This window comes from Paenibacillus sp. FSL H8-0259 (genome assembly GCF_037963255.1).
Taxonomy (GTDB): domain Bacteria; phylum Bacillota; class Bacilli; order Paenibacillales; family Paenibacillaceae; genus Paenibacillus_AQ; species Paenibacillus_AQ phytohabitans.
The window spans coordinates 3142568-3160302 of sequence record NZ_CP150147.1 but is presented as its reverse complement, the minus strand read 5'-3'; the positions used below and the strand labels follow the sequence as shown (position 1 = coordinate 3160302).

Genomic DNA, 17735 nt, shown 5'->3' with positions numbered 1-17735 from the left:
TTCAATGCGCCTCCCGGTAGGCACCCGGTGTACTGCCGGTATATTTCTTGAATACTTTATTGAAGTAATGCTTATTCTCATACCCGACCCGGCGCCCGATCTCGCTAACTGGCAGATCACGGTGGGCACTAAGCAGCTTTTGCGCTTCTTTGATCCGGGTGGCATTCAGATAATTCACAAACGTATCGCCGGTCACCTTCTTGAAGAGGTTGCTGATGTAGTTGGGATGAAGCTTCATCAGGTCGGCCAGATGATCGAGGGAAAGGTCGTTCATATAATTCATTCGGGTATACGCAAGAATCCGTTTGGCATGAGGAGGACAGTCCGTGCTGTCCATAGAGGGAAGATCCCGGTTCACTTGACTCAGCAGACGGGACACCTCCTCCTTGTCCACTGGCTTCAGCAGGTAGTCCACCACGCCGTAACGGAGCGCCCGGCGGGCGTATTCAAAATCATCATATCCCGTAAGAATAATGAAGCGCTCACATAAACCGTTCTCCTTGGCCTCCTCCATCATTTCAAACCCGTTTTTCTCCGGCATATGCAGATCGGTTACCGTAACATCCGGCATGTATTCCTTCATGATCCCAAGAGCCTCGAAGGCGTCGCCGGCCTCCCGGATTTCAGTTCCGACCGGCGCGGCTGCGCCAATCACCTTGACCAGTCCTCCAAGGATGATCGGCTCATCGTCTACTATTAAGATTCGCATGCTCGCTCGCCGCCCCTTTCGCTATGATAATAGTCAAGCAGGTACCCTTGCCCTCCTCACTCTCCAGAACCAGCCGGGAAGCTCCGCCATAGAACGATTTAATCCGCTCGCTGACGTTATACAGCCCCACGCCTCCTTCCGCCTCCTCCCGGGGCTTCACCTCATCTCCCTGGGATAACCGGCTGTGGATCTGCTGCAACCGGTCTTCGGGAATCCCTATGCCGCTGTCCGACACACTTATCCTGATCTCGTCCTCCGTCTCGGCGGCCTGAATGCGGATATGGACAGGCCGGAGCGTCACGGAGGCTCCATGGATGATGCTATTCTCGACCAGCGGCTGGAGGATGAACCTTGGACAGCTCATCTGCTCGGCAGCCACAGCGATATCGACCTCATAGGTCAGTCTCTTCTGCAGCCGCATTTTATGAATATTGAGGTAGAAGACCACAGTCTCAATCTCTTGGGAGAGGACCGTATGATCCTCTTGGGCGGACAGGCTGTACCGCATCAGCTTGCCAAACCAGTACGAGATTTCAGCCACTTCCTGGTCGTTGTTGGATTCCGCCAGCATCCGGATCGTCTCCAGCGTATTATAGAGGAAATGCGGCTTGATCTGGGCCTGAAGGACTTTGTAAGCGGCTTCCTTATTGCGCAGCTCCGCACGGTGGACATTGTTGATCAGCTCATCCATACGCAGGAGCATGGAATTATAAGTCTCGGTGAGGAAACTGATCTCATCCTTGCGGCCCGGCTTGTCTTCCTTGCTGATCGACTGCTTCAGATTATCATCATTCAGGTTGCGCATATGCCGGGCCAGCCGGAGGACGCGCTTAGTGATCGTCGCAGCCAGCGTGTAATAAGCAAAAGACAATAACGCCAGCAGGACGGCGAAGGTGGTAATCATCACGATCTCCTGGCTCCTGATCGAACGGAACACCTCGGATACCTTGCCGATCACGGCGACCCGGACACCCAGCTCCTGAATGAACAGCTGGTTGACGATGACCTTACGGTTGATGAAATACGTCTGCGACTCCTCCGATGCCATTCTTGCCCAGGTTGCAGGATCAACCGCCGAGGGAATGCCTTCCCTCTCCGGCGGTAGAAGCAGCGCGGTCCAATCCCCTCCGCCTGTCGCCCGGTAGAATTTGCGGATCAGCTCACTGCCGACCCGCAGCTCCAGCAGTCCGACAATCTCGGTAAAGTCATGATTATATATGTTCTGATAGAACACCAGCGGGGGTGCTTCGACCTTGGAGTCGGGGAGTATCCATTTGCCCTGTCCCGGCCGCAGCATACGGGTAGCCTCGGCACCCTGTTCATCCAGCGCTGATAGTTCGAGCAGCCGGTCAGTAATGGGCAGCACGCCCTGCTTGGTTATATAGATTCTGAACGTGTCGATCTCCGGACTGATATTAAGCGATTGCAGAATCACCGGATTAATATAACGGTTATAGGCATATATGCTCTCTGAGTCCGTCTCATAGCTGCCGTCCAGATAGTCAGTGACATACGGGTTGTACTGGAGCATCCGCTGGGTGGAATCGATCCGGGCCAGATCCGCCTTCATATTGGAATAGGCCTGCTCCAGTATCTTCTGACGGCTCTCCACAAACTGTCTGCTTACACTGTCATAGAGCTTGCTGTAATAATAATAGCCGAAGGTAACGACCGGAATAAAAATCAGCAGGATATATCCTAATATCATTTTGCGTACAATGCTCACGGCAGCCTGTCCCCCCCGGTGCCCGACTTCTTTTTTTCTAATCCTACCATGAACATGTAAAACCCGGTAGAGACAGGTCTCTACCGGCAGGAATTCCCTTACTTGAATAATTCTTTTTTCTTCTGATAGGTTGTATTCGCCCAGTCGGTGAGCTTCTGCAGCCCTATGTTCTCTGCATTCTTCAGCATATTCTCATAGGCTGCCACTGCCGCCTCCTCCGATTCTGCCAGATAGATCTTGACCTTCTCATTCTTGACCATCTCGTCAATCTTCGTCTTGATGGTCTTCTCCTGTGAATCCGGCTGGGTCTGGATCAGCCCGATCTCCGGCTTATAGATTCTGACGGACTTCAGATCCATCAGCGCCTGCGTCTTCTGCAGCTCAGGAACATAAGACAGCATGCCCTCGGTAACCCCATCGTTATAGAGATACCACCACTTAATCCCGTTGCTGTTCACAAAATCGGCATCGGACGGATTATATTTGAAGTCGGGGTGGCCCTCTTCATTCCAGGTCCAGTGTACCCCTTCGACTCCGAACATCGTCAGCTTCTTACCCTCGTCGCTGGCCAGATACTGGATGAATTTGATGGAGGCCTCCGGGTCCCTATTCTTCTTGGTGATGAAGGTTCCGGAGAAGCCGAGTCCTGAGCTGACTACCTTGGCATCCTTCGACAATACGCTTGGCAGCATCTTGAAGGAGAAGTTCCCCTGATTGCTCTTGATCTTGATGTTATCGGTATCTGCGGTGGATACGGTATGGCTATGGGCGAAGGCTTTGCCGCCCGTAGCATATTGATCATCAATCTGGTCATTGGCCAGTGCGAAATTCTCAGCCAGGATATAGCCATTGCGGTACAGGCTATTCATGAACTTGAAGAAGTCCAGCATCTTGGGCTGCCTGATCGCATATTCCACCTTGCCGTCCTGTTCATACCAGCCGTCGAGCAGGGTCTCCGTACCGAACTGGGCCAGGAAATACTGTTCAATCCAGTCCTTGTCCATGATCAGCGGGACCATCTCGGGATATTTCTCCTTGACCATGCCCAGCACCTTGACGAAATCATCCAGGGTCTTGATCGGCGGATTTCCCAGCTCCTTCAGAATATCCTCCCGTACCGCGATGCCCGGGTTGCCGTCGCTGCCTAACGAATATTTACTATTCTTCATCTCCTCCTGGGTCGCAAAGGAATTCCGCACGGTATAGAACTTGCCGTCATCCATGGTATGGATGGCAATCCGGGTCTTGTCAATCTTGAAATCCGGCGCATATTTCTCAATCAGCTCATTCCAGGAATATGACAGCTTCGAGTCGGATAACCGGTCTATGTTGGAAGAGGTGAACACCAGGTCCGGCAGGTCACCGGAGGCAATCATCAGTGGAAGCTGCTTATCATCGGTAGCGACCGTAACCTTGAGCTTCACTCCCGTCTTCTCGGTAATCATGTCGGCGACCGGGCCCTTCCATTCCGTAACCGGGTACCACGACGCATCAATGAACAGGCTCAATTCCTTCACTTCCGCAGGTTTGGCCGGAGAATTCCCGCCTACTGCTGCGTCCGGACTGACGGACGGGGCGACCTGGACGGCATTTCCTCCGCTGCCGCAGGCGGATAATACGGCAATTGAGAGTGCGGCTGCAACCATCTTGAAGCTTCTGCTTTTGTTCAAGCTAATCCCTCCATGATTGAATTAATAATGGTCTAACCTTTTACCGACCCCAGCATGATGCCATGTACGAAATACTTCTGCAGGAACGGGTACACACAGATAATCGGAACAATGGACACGACCATTGAAGTGACCTGCAAGGAGAAGCTGGTGACACCCGCCGAGACACTGTTGGCTACCGCCAGCGAATCCATCGGAGAGTTGCTCTTGTTGATGACCTCCATCATGCGGAAGGCCAGCGTGCGCAGCTCTTCGGACTGGACGAAATAGGCTGAATCCAGCCAGGAATTCCATTGCCCGACCCCCATGAACAAGGCCATGGTCGCAAGCACCGGTGTTGAGACCGGCAGGATGATGCGGAAGAATATCGTAAGCTCGCCGGCCCCGTCTATATGCGCAGACTCTTTTAGCTCAGCAGGAATCTCGCGGAAGAACGAGATCGCAATGAGCAGGAAGAACGTGCTGAGCATGGACGGGACAATGTACACCGCAAAGGAATTAAGCAAGCCGAGTGAACGCAGCACCACATAATAAGGGATCAGTCCGCCGGAGAAGTACATGGCGAATACGATCACTGTGAAATAGACCTTGCTGAACAACAGATCACGATGGGACAGGCCGTAAGCGACGATGCTGGTGAGCAGCAGTCCGAGCAAGGTGCCGGAAACCGTCCGCAGTACGGAGACCAGGAATGCCTTCACCCACTTGGGATCATCCATGAACACCCGGTAATTCTCCAGGGTAAAGTTCCGGGGCCACAGATACACACCGCCCAGCAGCGAGTCCGAGCCTTTATTGAAGGAAGCAATTAACACATAATAGAACGGATACAGCATCGTGAGCATAATAATGAACAATACCACATAGATCACGCTGTCAAAAACAACATCCTTCTGCCGCTGACTCTTCAGCATAGCCTTTCCTCCTCTCTCTAAAAAAGACTTGAGCCTGACACCCGTTTGGCAATATAGTTACTGGAGAATATCAGGGCTACCGAAATCACTGATTGAATTAAATCTATCGCCGCTGCATAGGAGAACCGCCCGTCGCTTAGCCCCACCCTGAATGCGTAGGTCTGGACAATCTCAGAGGTTGGATTATTGATACTGTTGCCGAACAGGTAGGCCTGCTCGAAGTTGGAGCCCACCAGTCCGCCGCCGAGAATACTTCCGATGGTCAACACCAGCACAACAACAATGGTTCCCTTCATTCCCGGCAGGGTGATATAGCGGATTCTTGCCAGCCTTCCGGCCCCGTCAATCTCTGCAGCCTCATAGAGGGAAGGACTGATCCCCGATATCGCCGCCAGAAAAATAATCGTCCACCAGCCCATCTCTTTCCACACCGCACTCCCTACCGCCAGCCCCCAAAAGTAATTCGGACTGGTCAGGAAGGCCAGCGGCTCATCCGTGAAGCCTATAGCCATCAGCGCCTTATTGACCACACCGACATCGGCGGACAGGAAGGCATAGGATACGCCAACCACGACTACCCAGGAGATAAAATGCGGCAGATAGCTGATCGTCTGCACCAACCGCTTGAAGGCCATGTGCTTCACTTCATTCAGCATGATCGCCAGCAGAATCGGCGCCGGGAAGGCGAAGATGACCTTCAGCAGACTAAGGACCAGCGTGTTGCGGACCAGCTTGCCGAATTGATAATCATGCACGAATTCATCGAAATACTCCAAGCCGACCCAGTCACTCGTGAAGATCCCTTTAATCCCGCCGGAGATGCTGTAATCCTTGAAGGCCATCAGAATACCAAACATTGGAGTATAGGCGAAGATCAGCAGATAGATCATGCCCAACCCGACGAACAAATGCAATACCTTCTGTTTTTTGAAACGCTTCCATAAAAACGACCGCCGGCTTCCGCCGGTCCCGGGACTCCTAACCTGTGTTTGCAATTCCATATTCGCTCCTCCCTCGTACCTTTAGTTTACCTTCGAGCCCAGGGAGGGCGTAAGCCAACATTCTTAAGAAAGCGTTATCATTTTTACATGCGGTTATTGAACCGGCGTGGCTATCCATTTAAAGTGCGGTACCGGCTCAGCGATCTATCTTTATTCATCAGATTGCTTTACCCTAGTAGTATCATACTGTTGAAGGATACGGGTGCTGACTATGAACGCTAAGGAATACGGACTCAGCGAGGGTCCGCTGGTGAAGGGGAACGGGTATAAGCCACCCAATCTGCACAGATGGGGACCGGGCGTCCGTGATGTATATGCCCTGCATTATATCGTAAGCGGCAGGGGCTATTTGAAGACAAGCCAGGCGGTTTTTCCTTTGGAGGCCGGCGACAGCTTTGTGATTTTCCCGCAGATGGAGGTGTATTATTACCCTGATCCACAAGACCCGTGGGCGTATTGCTGGATTGAATGTGGCGGAACGGAGGCTTTGCGGTTACTGGATATGATTCATATATCACCGGATCACCCCGTTGTAACGGCTGCTCCGCAGGACCTCAAGCCCATGTTCGATAGAGTCGAGGCGAATGCAATCGAGCCGTATGAACGGGAGCGGTCGGATGCCGGATTTCGCCTGTTGTTAACCTATTACATGGAGTATTATCCAAGCGGACAGGCTTCCCTCAAGAAAGACTATGTAGGTTCAGCCAAGGCATATGTGGAGAGGAACTATTGGAAATCTGCCTTGTCGGTTCTGGATGTTGTAGATTATGTCAAAATCGAGCGCAGCTACTTGTTCCGGCTGTTCAAGAAAGAGACGGGCACCTCCATCTCAGGCTATCTCACCGCCTTTCGGATTCGGCGGGCCTGCGGGCTGCTGGGCGAGTCCCGGTTATCTGTGAAATCCTTGGCTTATTCGGTCGGCTACCACGACCCGCTGTATTTCTCTAAGATCTTCAAGAAGGTTACTTCTTACACGCCGTCACAGTACAGGAAGGTGTATAGGGAGGGGAATGTACTTCCTCCGGCGGATGGGGGTGGGGGGTGAGATTGGCGGATGCCTTGGTGGGCGCGGGGATAACTTACCTGTGCGGGTGAGCGATGTTGGTGCGGGTGCTAAGTTTTTCGCATACAATTGGCCCATACACCTCAGCACCGCCCAATGTGTTCGGTTTTTCGCTTACATTTGGCCCACACGCCTCCGCAGCGTCCAATGTGTTCGGTTTTTCGCTTACATTTGGCCCATACACCTCCGCAGCGTCCAATGTGTTCGGTTTTTCGCTTACATTTGGCCCACGCGCCTCAGCACCGCCCAATGTGTTCGGTTTTTCGCTTACATTTGGCCCACACGCCTCCGCACTGCCCAATGTGTTCGGTTTTTCGCTTACATTCCGCTCGTACGCCCCCGCACTGCCCAATGTGCTCGGTTTTTCGCTTACATTCCGCTCGCACGCCCCCGCACTCCCCAATGTGTTCGGTTTTTCGCTTACATCCCGGGTTGTACTATTCTTCAGACCAAATCCGGGCTTTGAATGGTACCTATGTACTCGTAGTATGTAACCCGTGGAGATATCCCTCTCGCTACAGGGCGAAATTTCCCCTTATCCACCAGCATACGGCTGTATTTAATAACTGTCGTGTTATGTAGCTCAAGTTCTCTCGCGGCATCACCCGGACGGAGGACACGGTGGTTACGGATGGCTAACCGCATCAGATCTCGTTCAATTCGAGAATAGGATTTGTCTTTTCTTTTATTAGCAGTTCCGGCCGACAAATAAGGAGCCAGAACGTTCCGCATTGTGGAGAGAACAAAAGGCGGATTGTCTTTCATCTCATCCAGCGAGATATAGAGAACCATGTAGTCCTGTGATTGCAGGAAGAGACCGCGATTCAAGTCCATCCGGTATTTGCTCCGGTCCGTGCCATGCGATCCATAATCCATAATCTCAAATGCAATACGCGAGGAACCGACCTTCCACAGTAAATCAATAAAATACGATCTCCCACGCCAGTCCTTAACTTCATATTCCGGATGGAGTCCCTGAAAATATCCAACAAGCGGCCACCACACATATTCCACGAATAAGCGGTTACCGTAGCTGTGTCCCCGCTTTAGCGCATCAAGGCGCTCCCCCTTTCTTCGTTTCAAATGATTGCTTAACCAATGGTCATGTTCTTCTGTAAATCCCACTCCAATTCCCCCGCTCTGCAATAAAATTAATCTCTAAACGCACAAAACCCCGCCGCCTTCTTAAAGAGAAGGGAGCGGGGCATTCTTTGCCACGTTTACTGCATCTATTACTAGTGTGCCACTTTTGGTCAGCGAACGCAAGATGAAGATCTCAGAAGACCTTATGGTCCAGCTACACAAGTACAATGTGTTCGGTTTTTCGCTTACATTCCGCCCACACGCCTCCGCACTGCCCAATGTGTTCGGTTTTTCGCTTACATTCGGCCCTCGCGCCTCCGTACTGCCCATCTCACAAAAAGGCTGCTCCCGGCGCGTCTTACCGCGCATGGGGAGCAGCCATATTCACGCATCAGAAACAGCCTTGTTCACACTTTGGCAACAGCCCTTATGCTGAAGGCCTGCTTCAGCTTACTCAGCCGGAACGGGTTCCAGCACTGGTTGGAGATCCAGTTGAAGCTCTGGCTCGACCATACTGTCCGGCTGGATCACACTATCCGTGATATCCATACTGTCCGTTGTTTCCATGAGAGCCGACGAGCCGCCCAGGTATTGCTTGAGCCATTTCAGCGCCGGACGCTCTGATCCGTTAGAATTCAGCAGATGCGTATTCGGTTCCCAGGTCTGATTCTGGATGTAGCCCCAGAGGGTCACGCCTTTCACCGCAGGATTCTCCCACAGCACAGGGAACTTCTCCTTATATCTGGCCAGCTGTGTATTGTCGTCACCGGTCATATCCAGCTCGGAGACGTAGATAGGCAGGCCTGTTGCGGACAGTTTACCAAGCACAGTATTCATGGTAGAGACACTAACTGTATTCATATTGAAATGATGGCACTGAATGCCGATGCCGTCGATCAGACCTCTGGACTTCAAGTGGTTGATAATCGTCACATATTTATCGGTCAAGCTTGGATCACCAATAATGCCATATTCATTGATGAGCAGCTTGGCGTTCGGGAACGCGGCTCTGGCCTGCTGGAAGGACCAGATCACCCAATCCCAGCCAGTACTTCCGTCGCCGCCGATGGCGTTGCGGTAAGAGGGCTTGGCATGCAGCGGTTCATTGACGACATCCACGAAGGCCGACTTAGGATAACGCTGTCCCGCTGCGGTAATCCATGCGCTGACCTCCGACTTCTGTTCTGCCGCCGACAGGCCGGCAACCCATGCAGGCTCTTGGCTTCCCCAGACCAGTGTATGGAACTTGAAGGGGAGGTTTCTGCTTACCGCATAATTATAGGAAGTATCCGCACCGCCCCAGTTCATATTATTGCGGTTGCCTTCAACCGCTCCCCATTTAGTTGCATTCTCAGGCGTCACCTGATTCCAATAGGTGGCGAAGCTCGCAGGAGCACTGCCTGCAATGATATTCCCCAGGAACTTAGGCCCATTGGTAAGTGCTGCGCTGGCATTGCCTGCCATGACAGAGGTGAGCAGGACACTGGCTAAAGCCAGCCCGCCTACAAGCTTTTTAATATTGTTCTTCAATTTGAATCCATCTCCTTTGGCGATTATAAGCTCCATTCAATATAATCCACAGAAGCATCCCAGGCTCCATTGTCCGTAGTTACGATCAGCTTAACCTCCTGATTTCCGGTGCCGTGGGCCACATTGGACAAGGTCTGCACGGTAGGTGTGGTTCCGCTGAAGTAGAAGGAGCCAACGGTCACCCCGCCAATTTGCAAATCGACCCTGGCTGCGGCGGAGCTGCTGGAAGCCCCACGGACTGAGATATTATGGGTACCATAGGCAAAATATTGATTGAACGCAGCAGCATCATCATTCCCGTACAACATTACCCCGCTGAACGGAGAAGTGATCTTGCCCGCATAAGTGCCGCTGAGGGTCATATCCTCTGCTTCCACTTTGCTTCCCGTTCCGGGAGCAGTGGTGCCCGTGGAGAACTGCCAGTAATCCAGATTAAACAGATTGCCCGAGCCTGATCCGGTGAATACCAGGTAGAGTCTGTGAACACCTGTCACATTGCTGACAGGGGTCTCAACCTCTTTCCAGGTCTGCGCGCCTCCGGTAGACGGTACATCAAGCGTGCCTGCGAGTGTGCCTGTTGCGCTATCCAGCCGGATTTCAATTTTGCCGCCTGTGGCGGAGGCCACATTAGCCTTGAAGCTGCTTGCCCCGGAACCGAAATCCGCGTTGCCTACGGCAATCCAGTCCCCATTGTTAATGCTGGTCACATTCATATTGCTTACAGGGCCGCCTGCAGCCTGAGTAGCTTCAGTAGCTATGCCTGCATTCCAGCCGATGGTTTCGGCTTCCACTCTGGTGAACGGATTCAGATTGGCAATCTGGGCAATGCCCGCCATGTCTCCCTGAACCTCCTGAATGTTCCCGTTCGCATTATGGACAAGCTTGTTGATATGCGGTGAGCGGTAGCCTTTGCCATCGCCGAGTACAGCCTTCGCTACGGTCTGGGCATGGTACACTACATACCATTGGTTGTTGAAGTTAAATACCGCATGGTGGTTGTTGCCGCCTACTCCGAAGAAGGTGTACGGATTCTTCAGGAAATGTCCGGTATACGTAAAAGGCCCCATCGGGCTGTTGCTCACCATGTACCCGATTTCACCGGCCGGATAGGCAGCCGGGTGTGTGCCGGAGAAATTGAAGCAGTACGAGTAATAATATTTGCCGCCATACTTATGAATGCCCGAATCCTCGAACATATAAGGGGCATCAATGGTGGATGCGCTTCCAACAATACTCGTCATATCCGCACCCAGCTTCAGCACACGGGCTGTCCGGGGATTGGCTATGGATGCCGGGTCCGAAGTGTTGGGGATACCCCCGCCTGCATACAGATATCCGCTGCCGTCATCGTCCACCAGGACAGCCGGATCAAATAGCCAGGTCACCCCGGACATGCCGGGTGTAGCCCCTGTCACCAGCGCTTTGCCCAGCGGGTCCGACCAGGGGCCAATCGGAGAATTCGCCGTTAACACGCCGATGCCTGATGCACCGTTTGCAAAATACAGGAAAAATTTATCCTGGCCGTTAATTTTTTTCACCGCCGCCGAAGGCGCCCAGGAGAGAGAGGCCCATTTGGCAATGCCGGCGCTGCCGTTGACATTATTGGCTCCGGCCACCGGGATGGCGCCGTGATCTGTCCAGTTCACCATATCCGCCGAGGAGATGACATTGATTTTGTTCAGGGCGCTGAAATCATTGTCCTTCACGGTTCCGTTGCTGTTATAGACGTAAGCATCACTGGACATATAGACATAGACTCTTCCGTTATACGTCAGTGCGAAAGGATCGGCACCCAGCTTGTGATCCATCAGGGGATTGGAATTCCCCGGCTGCTTGGCCGTGGCATTGTTTGCAGCAGACACAGACATCAAGGGCAGACCGTTCAGGAATAACACAAGGGTTACTGCAATGACCAAGAGCTTTTTAAACATCGGCATACCTCCATTAAGATTAATTGGTAATCCCTTTCAATCGGCTGCCGCACAAATAACGGTCGCCCGGCAGCCCCTCCCTTCTAGCATTCTTTGTACAAATCTACTAATATTTGTTATCTGAGATCATCTTAATATAGATTCCGGCTTGGAACAATGTAGTTTTTTGTTTGAAAAGTTGAATTTTTTTGGCGTTTTATCTGCAAAAAAAAAGCCGGAGCAAAAGCGCCAGGCTGCTTCTTCAATATTTACGGTTATCTATCTCCCTACCAGCCAGTTCTTGCGTGTAAATGTCCTCCGGCGTTACCATTCGCTTGGGCAGCGTCCGGCCAGCCATAATCTCTTTGACTGCCTGCATCAGCAGGGGACCCAGCATCGGATTGCATTCGACAACAGCATTAATACTTCCCGCCGCCATCTGCTCAAATGCCCGCCGTGTGCCGTCCACTGAAACTATTATAATATCGCTTCCCGGTACAATACCGGCCTCCTTCATAGCCTCCACCGCACCAATAGCCATATCATCATTATGTGCAAAGAGCACCCGGGGCCACTGCTCCTTCGGCTGCTGCAAAAAAGTCCGCATTACCTCACGGCCGCCGCTTTGTGTGAAATCTGCCGGGGCAGTCATTGTAATCCGGAGGTCCTGCTTATCCCCGAGCATCTTCCGGAACCCGCGCCCACGGTCAATCGACGGTGTCGAGCCTACGGTACCCTGCAATTCTGCGATATGGATGGCTTCGCTATGATGGCGCATCTTATCAATCACATATTTGGCTGCCTTTACCCCTTCTTCATAAAAGTCAGAACCGATAAAAGTGACATAGAGCGAGCTGTTCTCCACGTTGACTGAACGGTCCACAATAATAACCGGAATCCCTGCCTGCCTGATTTCCAGAAGAATCGGTTCCCAGCCGGTCTGAACCACAGGAGCAATCGCTATGACATCAACATCGCTCCGGATAAAGGCACGAATGGCATCGAACTGCTGCTGCTGATCCTGTTCGGCGTTCTTCAGGATGAGGGTAATCCCCGCCTCCCCGGCGGCTTCCCGGATCGAAGCGGTATTGGCCTCCCGCCAGGTACTCTCCGACCCAAGCTGGGAGAAGCCCAGCACAATCGGCTTGGCCATGGCTCTATCTGCCGGCGGCAGCAAGCCGGGATTCACTGCAGGAGAATGATGAGGCATCATCAATGCCTGCGTATTGTTGCCTCCGCTGCCTGAGCAGCCGCCCAGCAGCAGTAACAGCAGCAGAACCAGGCACCCCTTGGCCGTTCTCAACAGGACCCCTCCTTCATATGATAGCGATTACAATTATATAGCAAAAACATGGGGAGACAAGAATTTTTTGTCTCCCCATCCAATCTTCTTATTCTTTAAGAGTCAACCGCCTTGAGCTTAACACCCGCTGCAGGAGGATAAAAATGAACAGCAGCAGGCCAATAACAATTTTGGTCCACCAAGAGCTGAGTGTGCCCTCGAAGCTGATAATGGTCTGAATCACACCTTGGATGAGTACACCGAAGAAGGTGCCCAGCACATAACCTACACCGCCGGTCAGCAGTGTTCCGCCAATGACGACAGCCGCGATGGTATCCAGCTCAAAGCCTACGGCATGAAGCCCATAACCCGACAGCATATAAAAGGTGAAGACCACTCCTGCAAGTGCCGAGCACAATCCGCTGAGCGTATAGACAAGCACCTTGGTTCTTGCCACCGGAAGCCCCATCAGCAGAGCCGATTGCTCATTGCCCCCAAGCGCATACACATTGCGGCCAAACCGGGTGTAATGGGCGGTGAAGATCGCCACAGCAACGGCAACAAGAGCAATAATGGCGCTGATCGAGAGAAAGCTGCCGCCCGGCAGCGGGATTCTCGTCTGGGCAATGGCGGTATAGAAGGAATTATCAATGGTAATGGTATCAATGCTGATTACATAACATAAACCCCGGGCCAGGAACATTCCCGCCAGCGTTACAATGAACGGCTGGATTGCAAAATAATGAATGATCGCTCCCATAATGCTGCCAAACAACGCACCCATCAGGAGCACCAGCGGAATAACAACAGCCGGCGGCCACCCCTGCTGCTGCACCAGGCTTGCGGAGACCATGGTCGACAAGGCAATGATAGAGCCGACCGAGAGATCAATGCCGCCTGACAGAATGACAAAGGACATGCCAACGGCCGTAATCAGCAGAAAGGCATTGTCGATAAGCAGATTCATCAGCACCTGCAGGGAGAAGAATCCGGTATACCGGAAGGAACCGGCGGCGAACATGACGAGGAACAGCGCGATGGTGACCACAATCGGAATAAACTTACGGTTAAGAGACATGACGGGTCACTTCCTTCTCTGCGGGATAATGCCGCGACTTCCAGCGGGCGGCAATAGCGGCCCGGAAGGTATCCGACTGGATCAGGCAGACCGCCAGCACGACCAAAGCTTTGACGACCAGTGTAATTTCCGGCGGGACGCCGATCATATAGATGGTTGTGGTCAGCGTCTGGATAATCAGCGCACCGATTACGGTACCTGTAAGATAAAAACGTCCGCCGTTCAACGACGTCCCCCCAATGACTACTGCCAGAATAGCGTCGAGCTCATACCAGAGTCCGGCGTTATTGCCGTCAGCGCTGGAAACATTCGAGCTGAGCAATAGTCCGGCAATGCCGGCACATAAACCGCAGAATACATACACCGACAGAATAACCCAGCGGGCGCGGATACCGGACATGGAGCTGGCCGCCGGATTGCAGCCCACCGATTCTATAAACAGGCCCAGCGCTGTCTTACGGGTAAGCAGCACGGCAATGACCAGAACCAGGGCTACGACAAATATTGAAAATGGCAGCGCAGCAAGTGAGCCGGACCCGATATAGGCATATTTCGTGCTGGTTACCGTAATAATCTGTCCGCCTGTAACCAGTTGGGCGATCCCCCGCCCTGCAACCATCAGAATCAGCGTGGCTATAATCGGCTGAATTCCGGCCCCGGAGACGAGCAGACCGTTCCATGCGCCAAGCATCAGCGACAAACCTGCTGCCAGCAGCACCGAGGTTAGAATCAGACCCAAGGCATTCGGGTCTGAAGCTTGGCTGATGCTCAGGCAGGCAATGGCGCCGGATATAGCGACAATGGAGCCGACAGACAGGTCGATGCCCTTGGTTGCCACTACCAGTGTCATCCCAATGGCCACCAGAATAAGCGGTGCTCCGAAGTTAAGAATATCAATCAGGCTTCCGTATAAGTGTCCGTCATGGATTGTAATCGAGAAGAAGTCCGGCGAATAGCACAGGTTGAACAGCAGCAGTACAGCCAGAACGCACAGCGGCCAGAATAAATGATGTTTTACCAGTTGGCTCATGGTCGTGTCAGCCTCCCGCAATCGCCTGCATAATTTGCTGCTGGCTCATGTCCTTATCCGAAATTTCCTTCACTTTGCGGCGGTCGCGCAAGATAGCGATCCGGTCACTGACCCGCAGCACTTCCTCCAGCTCGGAGGAGATGAACAGGAATGACATGCCCTGCCGTGAGAGCGTCAGCACCAGCTTTTGAATTTCCGCCTTGGCTCCAATGTCGATGCCCCGTGTCGGCTCATCGAGAATGAACAGCTCAGGCTCCGTCAGCAGCCACCGTGCCAGGAGAACCTTCTGCTGATTTCCGCCGCTTAAATTCTTGATCAGCAGGTCGGGATTCGGAGGATTGATATTCAGCATGCGGATATATTCTCCAGCCATCTCCTCCTGCCGCCTGCGGGAGATGGTCTTGAACGTGCCGTACTTGGCCTGCAGCGCAAGGATAATATTCTCTCTTACCGTCAGATCGCCGATAATCCCCTCTGTCTTGCGGTTCTCGGAGCAGAAGGCGATCCGCCGTCCAATGGCCTCCCGCGGCGAATGTACCCCACCTCCTGATTCCGCCAGCTTCAATTGCCCGGAATCCGGTTTGTCGGCACCGAAGAACAGCCGGGCTGCCTCAGTCCGCCCTGAACCGAGAAGTCCTGCCAGCCCTACTACCTCACCCTTGCGGATCGACAGATCGAACGGCTCAATCCCGCCTTTGCGGCCCAGCCCTTCAGCCCTGATCAGCTCATCACCCAGGGCATCCTTGTATTCTGCTGCCAGACCCGGCAGCTCTTCCAGCAAATTAAGCTCCTTGCCGATCATTTTTAAGACCAGATCCAGCCGGGTTAGCTCCTTAACCCTATATTCACCGACAAGTTCACCCCCCCGCAGGATGGTTACCCGGTCGCAGATTTCGTACATCTGATCCAAAAAATGCGTGACAAACAATATCGACAAACCATCCTTTTGCAGCTTCCTCATAATGCGGAACAGCTGCTCCACTTCATTCTGATCCAGACTTGAGGTCGGTTCGTCCAGAATCAGTACCTTGGCTGAAATATTCAGCGCTCTGGCGATTGCGATCAGCTGCTGAACCGCTACGGAATACATATGCAGCGGAAGGGTAACGTCGATCTGCAGATTCATCCGTTCCCGGAGCAGCTCCGCAGCGCGCAGATTCATTTCCTTCCATAGAATGCATCCGAATCTCCGCGGCTCTCTGCCAATGAAGATGTTCTCGGCAACGGTCAGATTGGGGCACAGATTGACTTCCTGATATACTGTGCTGATTCCCGCAGCCTGCGATTCCTGCGGGCTGTGCAGGGAAATGGGCGCACCCTCCATTTCTACGCCGCCTTCATCAATGGAATAGACGCCGGTCAATACTTTGATCAGCGTTGACTTGCCGGCACCATTCTCCCCCATCAAGGCATGAACCTCACCAGGGAACAGGCGGAGGTTCACATTAGTCAATGCTTTTACACCCGGAAACCGTTTATGAATCCCGGTCATTTGCAGTATGGGCAGCTGCGTGCTCATGGTTGCATCCACTCCTCATTCTCCATAGAAACGCCAAGGTGGTTGTCCTGCCGCCTTAGCCGCGTTCTATTAGGCTTGCTGATTAATATTCCCGGCCAGCCAGCGCTTCCTTGGCCTGCTCGGAAGTGAAGGTTGATTCCTCAGTCACAATCCGGGCCTCAACCGCCTGGCCGTCAACTACCTTCTGCACCACCTGCATCAGCTGCGGTCCAAGCAGCGGATTACATTCAACGATGAAATTGATTTTACCTTCGCTGGCTGCCTGCATTCCGTCCTTCACCGCATCGACAGAGATTATCTTAATATCCTCGCCCGGCTTCAGCCCTGCCGCCTCTATCGCCTGAATCGCCCCGAGTGCCATATCATCATTATGGGCGTACAGCACATCAATATCCTTATTGGCCTTCAGGAACGCCTGCATAACTTCCTTACCTTTGGCCCGGGTGAAATCGCCGGTCTGAGAGGCAATGACCTTGAGATGCGGATTGCTCTTGATGACTTCGGCAAACCCTGCCATACGGTCATTGGCTGGAGCAGAGCCTGTTGTTCCCTGCAGCTCCACAATATTAACGTCCTCTGAAGCGTCTTTATACTGCTCAGACAGCCACTCACCCGCCTTGCGGCCTTCTTCCACGAAATCGGAGCCGAGGAAAGTAACGTATAGCGAGGTGTCTTTGGAATCTACCGCACGATCGGTCAGAACCACCGGAATTCCTGCAGCCTTTGCCTCTTTAAGTACAGTATCCCAACCGGATTCCACGACCGGGGAGAAGGCAATCACATCCACCTTTTGCTGGATAAAGGAACGGATGGCCTTGATCTGATTCTCCTGCTTCTGCTGCGCATCCGAGAATTTCAGCGTATAGCCTGCTTCCTTGGCTGAATCCTGAATGGACTTCGTATTGGCGCTACGCCAGCCGCTCTCTGCACCCACCTGCGAGAAACCGAGCGTAATGTCCTTGGCCTCCGTCTTGGTTCCGCCATTCGCCGCCGGTGCTTCTGTTGCCGCATTCCCGGCCTTTCCGGTATTCGCCTTGCTCCCCCCATTATTGTTGCCGCATGCTCCAAGCATGACCATAGATAAGGTTAGTGCAAGTACTGCTCCCATTTTCCCGAATCTCTTCATACGTATATATTCCTCCCCCTCGGCATTCACCAGGTTCTGGTGTTCTGCCCATTATAAACCGCTTACAAAAGTCCGTTATACGGGCAGCCTTTGG

14 protein-coding genes are annotated in these 17735 nt (G+C 52.8%); 1 reads left to right on the top strand and 13 read right to left on the bottom strand.

Annotated features, from left to right (window positions below; translation table 11 throughout):
* Position 1 precedes the first annotated feature (1 nt).
* From NSU01_RS13035 to NSU01_RS13015, 5 genes are all read right to left on the bottom strand, one after another.
* The gene (locus NSU01_RS13035) at positions 2–709 is read right to left on the bottom strand and encodes a helix-turn-helix domain-containing protein (protein ID WP_042135958.1); all 708 of its coding nucleotides are present in this window, start codon (positions 707–709) and stop codon (positions 2–4) included.
* Entirely contained in the window at positions 684–2435 is a 1752-nt protein-coding gene (locus NSU01_RS13030) for a sensor histidine kinase (protein WP_042135956.1), read from the bottom strand. The genes NSU01_RS13035 and NSU01_RS13030 overlap by 26 nt, the downstream gene beginning before the upstream one ends.
* A 98-nt stretch (positions 2436–2533) precedes the next feature.
* Positions 2534–4105, bottom strand: a complete 1572-nt coding sequence (locus NSU01_RS13025; protein ID WP_083705670.1) for an extracellular solute-binding protein — start codon at positions 4103–4105, stop codon at positions 2534–2536.
* Positions 4106–4137: 32 nt separating this feature from the next.
* On the bottom strand, positions 4138–5019 hold the full coding sequence (locus NSU01_RS13020; protein WP_076246789.1) for a carbohydrate ABC transporter permease: 882 nt from the start codon (positions 5017–5019) through the stop codon (positions 4138–4140).
* 17 nt (positions 5020–5036) lie between these two features.
* Positions 5037–6020, bottom strand: a complete 984-nt coding sequence (locus NSU01_RS13015) for an ABC transporter permease subunit (protein WP_042135954.1) — start codon at positions 6018–6020, stop codon at positions 5037–5039.
* A 211-nt stretch (positions 6021–6231) separates the two neighbouring features.
* Here NSU01_RS13015 and NSU01_RS13010 point away from each other — a divergent pair, with 211 nt between their 5' ends.
* Positions 6232–7065 carry an AraC family transcriptional regulator gene (locus NSU01_RS13010; protein ID WP_042135952.1) on the top strand — a complete coding sequence of 278 codons (834 nt, stop codon included), beginning with the start codon at positions 6232–6234 and terminating at the stop codon, positions 7063–7065.
* A gap of 462 nt (positions 7066–7527) precedes the next feature.
* Here NSU01_RS13010 and NSU01_RS13005 read toward each other — a convergent pair whose 3' ends face one another.
* The 8 genes from NSU01_RS13005 to NSU01_RS12970 form a co-directional block, all read right to left on the bottom strand.
* Entirely contained in the window at positions 7528–8208 is a 681-nt protein-coding gene (locus NSU01_RS13005; protein WP_042141040.1) for a hypothetical protein, read from the bottom strand.
* Between the two features lie 408 nt (positions 8209–8616).
* Positions 8617–9696, bottom strand: a complete 1080-nt coding sequence (locus NSU01_RS13000; protein ID WP_256703979.1) for an endo-1,4-beta-xylanase — start codon at positions 9694–9696, stop codon at positions 8617–8619.
* A 23-nt stretch (positions 9697–9719) separates the two neighbouring features.
* Positions 9720–11627 carry a carbohydrate-binding protein gene (locus tag NSU01_RS12995; RefSeq protein WP_076246791.1) on the bottom strand — a complete coding sequence of 636 codons (1908 nt, stop codon included), beginning with the start codon at positions 11625–11627 and terminating at the stop codon, positions 9720–9722.
* Positions 11628–11868: 241 nt separating this feature from the next.
* Positions 11869–12909 (bottom strand): ABC transporter substrate-binding protein, encoded by a 1041-nt coding sequence (locus NSU01_RS12990; RefSeq protein ID WP_256703980.1) that lies wholly within the window; start codon positions 12907–12909, stop codon positions 11869–11871.
* 88 nt (positions 12910–12997) lie between these two features.
* Complete coding sequence (gene yjfF, locus NSU01_RS12985) at positions 12998–13966, bottom strand: galactofuranose ABC transporter, permease protein YjfF (RefSeq protein ID WP_042135946.1); 969 nt, start codon at positions 13964–13966, stop codon at positions 12998–13000.
* Positions 13956–14996, bottom strand: a complete 1041-nt coding sequence (locus NSU01_RS12980) for an ABC transporter permease (protein ID WP_076246794.1) — start codon at positions 14994–14996, stop codon at positions 13956–13958. Before NSU01_RS12980 ends, yjfF begins: the two co-directional genes overlap by 11 nt.
* A gap of 7 nt (positions 14997–15003) precedes the next feature.
* Positions 15004–16515 carry a sugar ABC transporter ATP-binding protein gene (locus tag NSU01_RS12975; protein WP_076246796.1) on the bottom strand — a complete coding sequence of 504 codons (1512 nt, stop codon included), beginning with the start codon at positions 16513–16515 and terminating at the stop codon, positions 15004–15006.
* Positions 16516–16597: 82 nt separating this feature from the next.
* Complete coding sequence (locus NSU01_RS12970) at positions 16598–17641, bottom strand: ABC transporter substrate-binding protein (protein WP_076246799.1); 1044 nt, start codon at positions 17639–17641, stop codon at positions 16598–16600.
* Positions 17642–17735 lie beyond the last annotated feature (94 nt).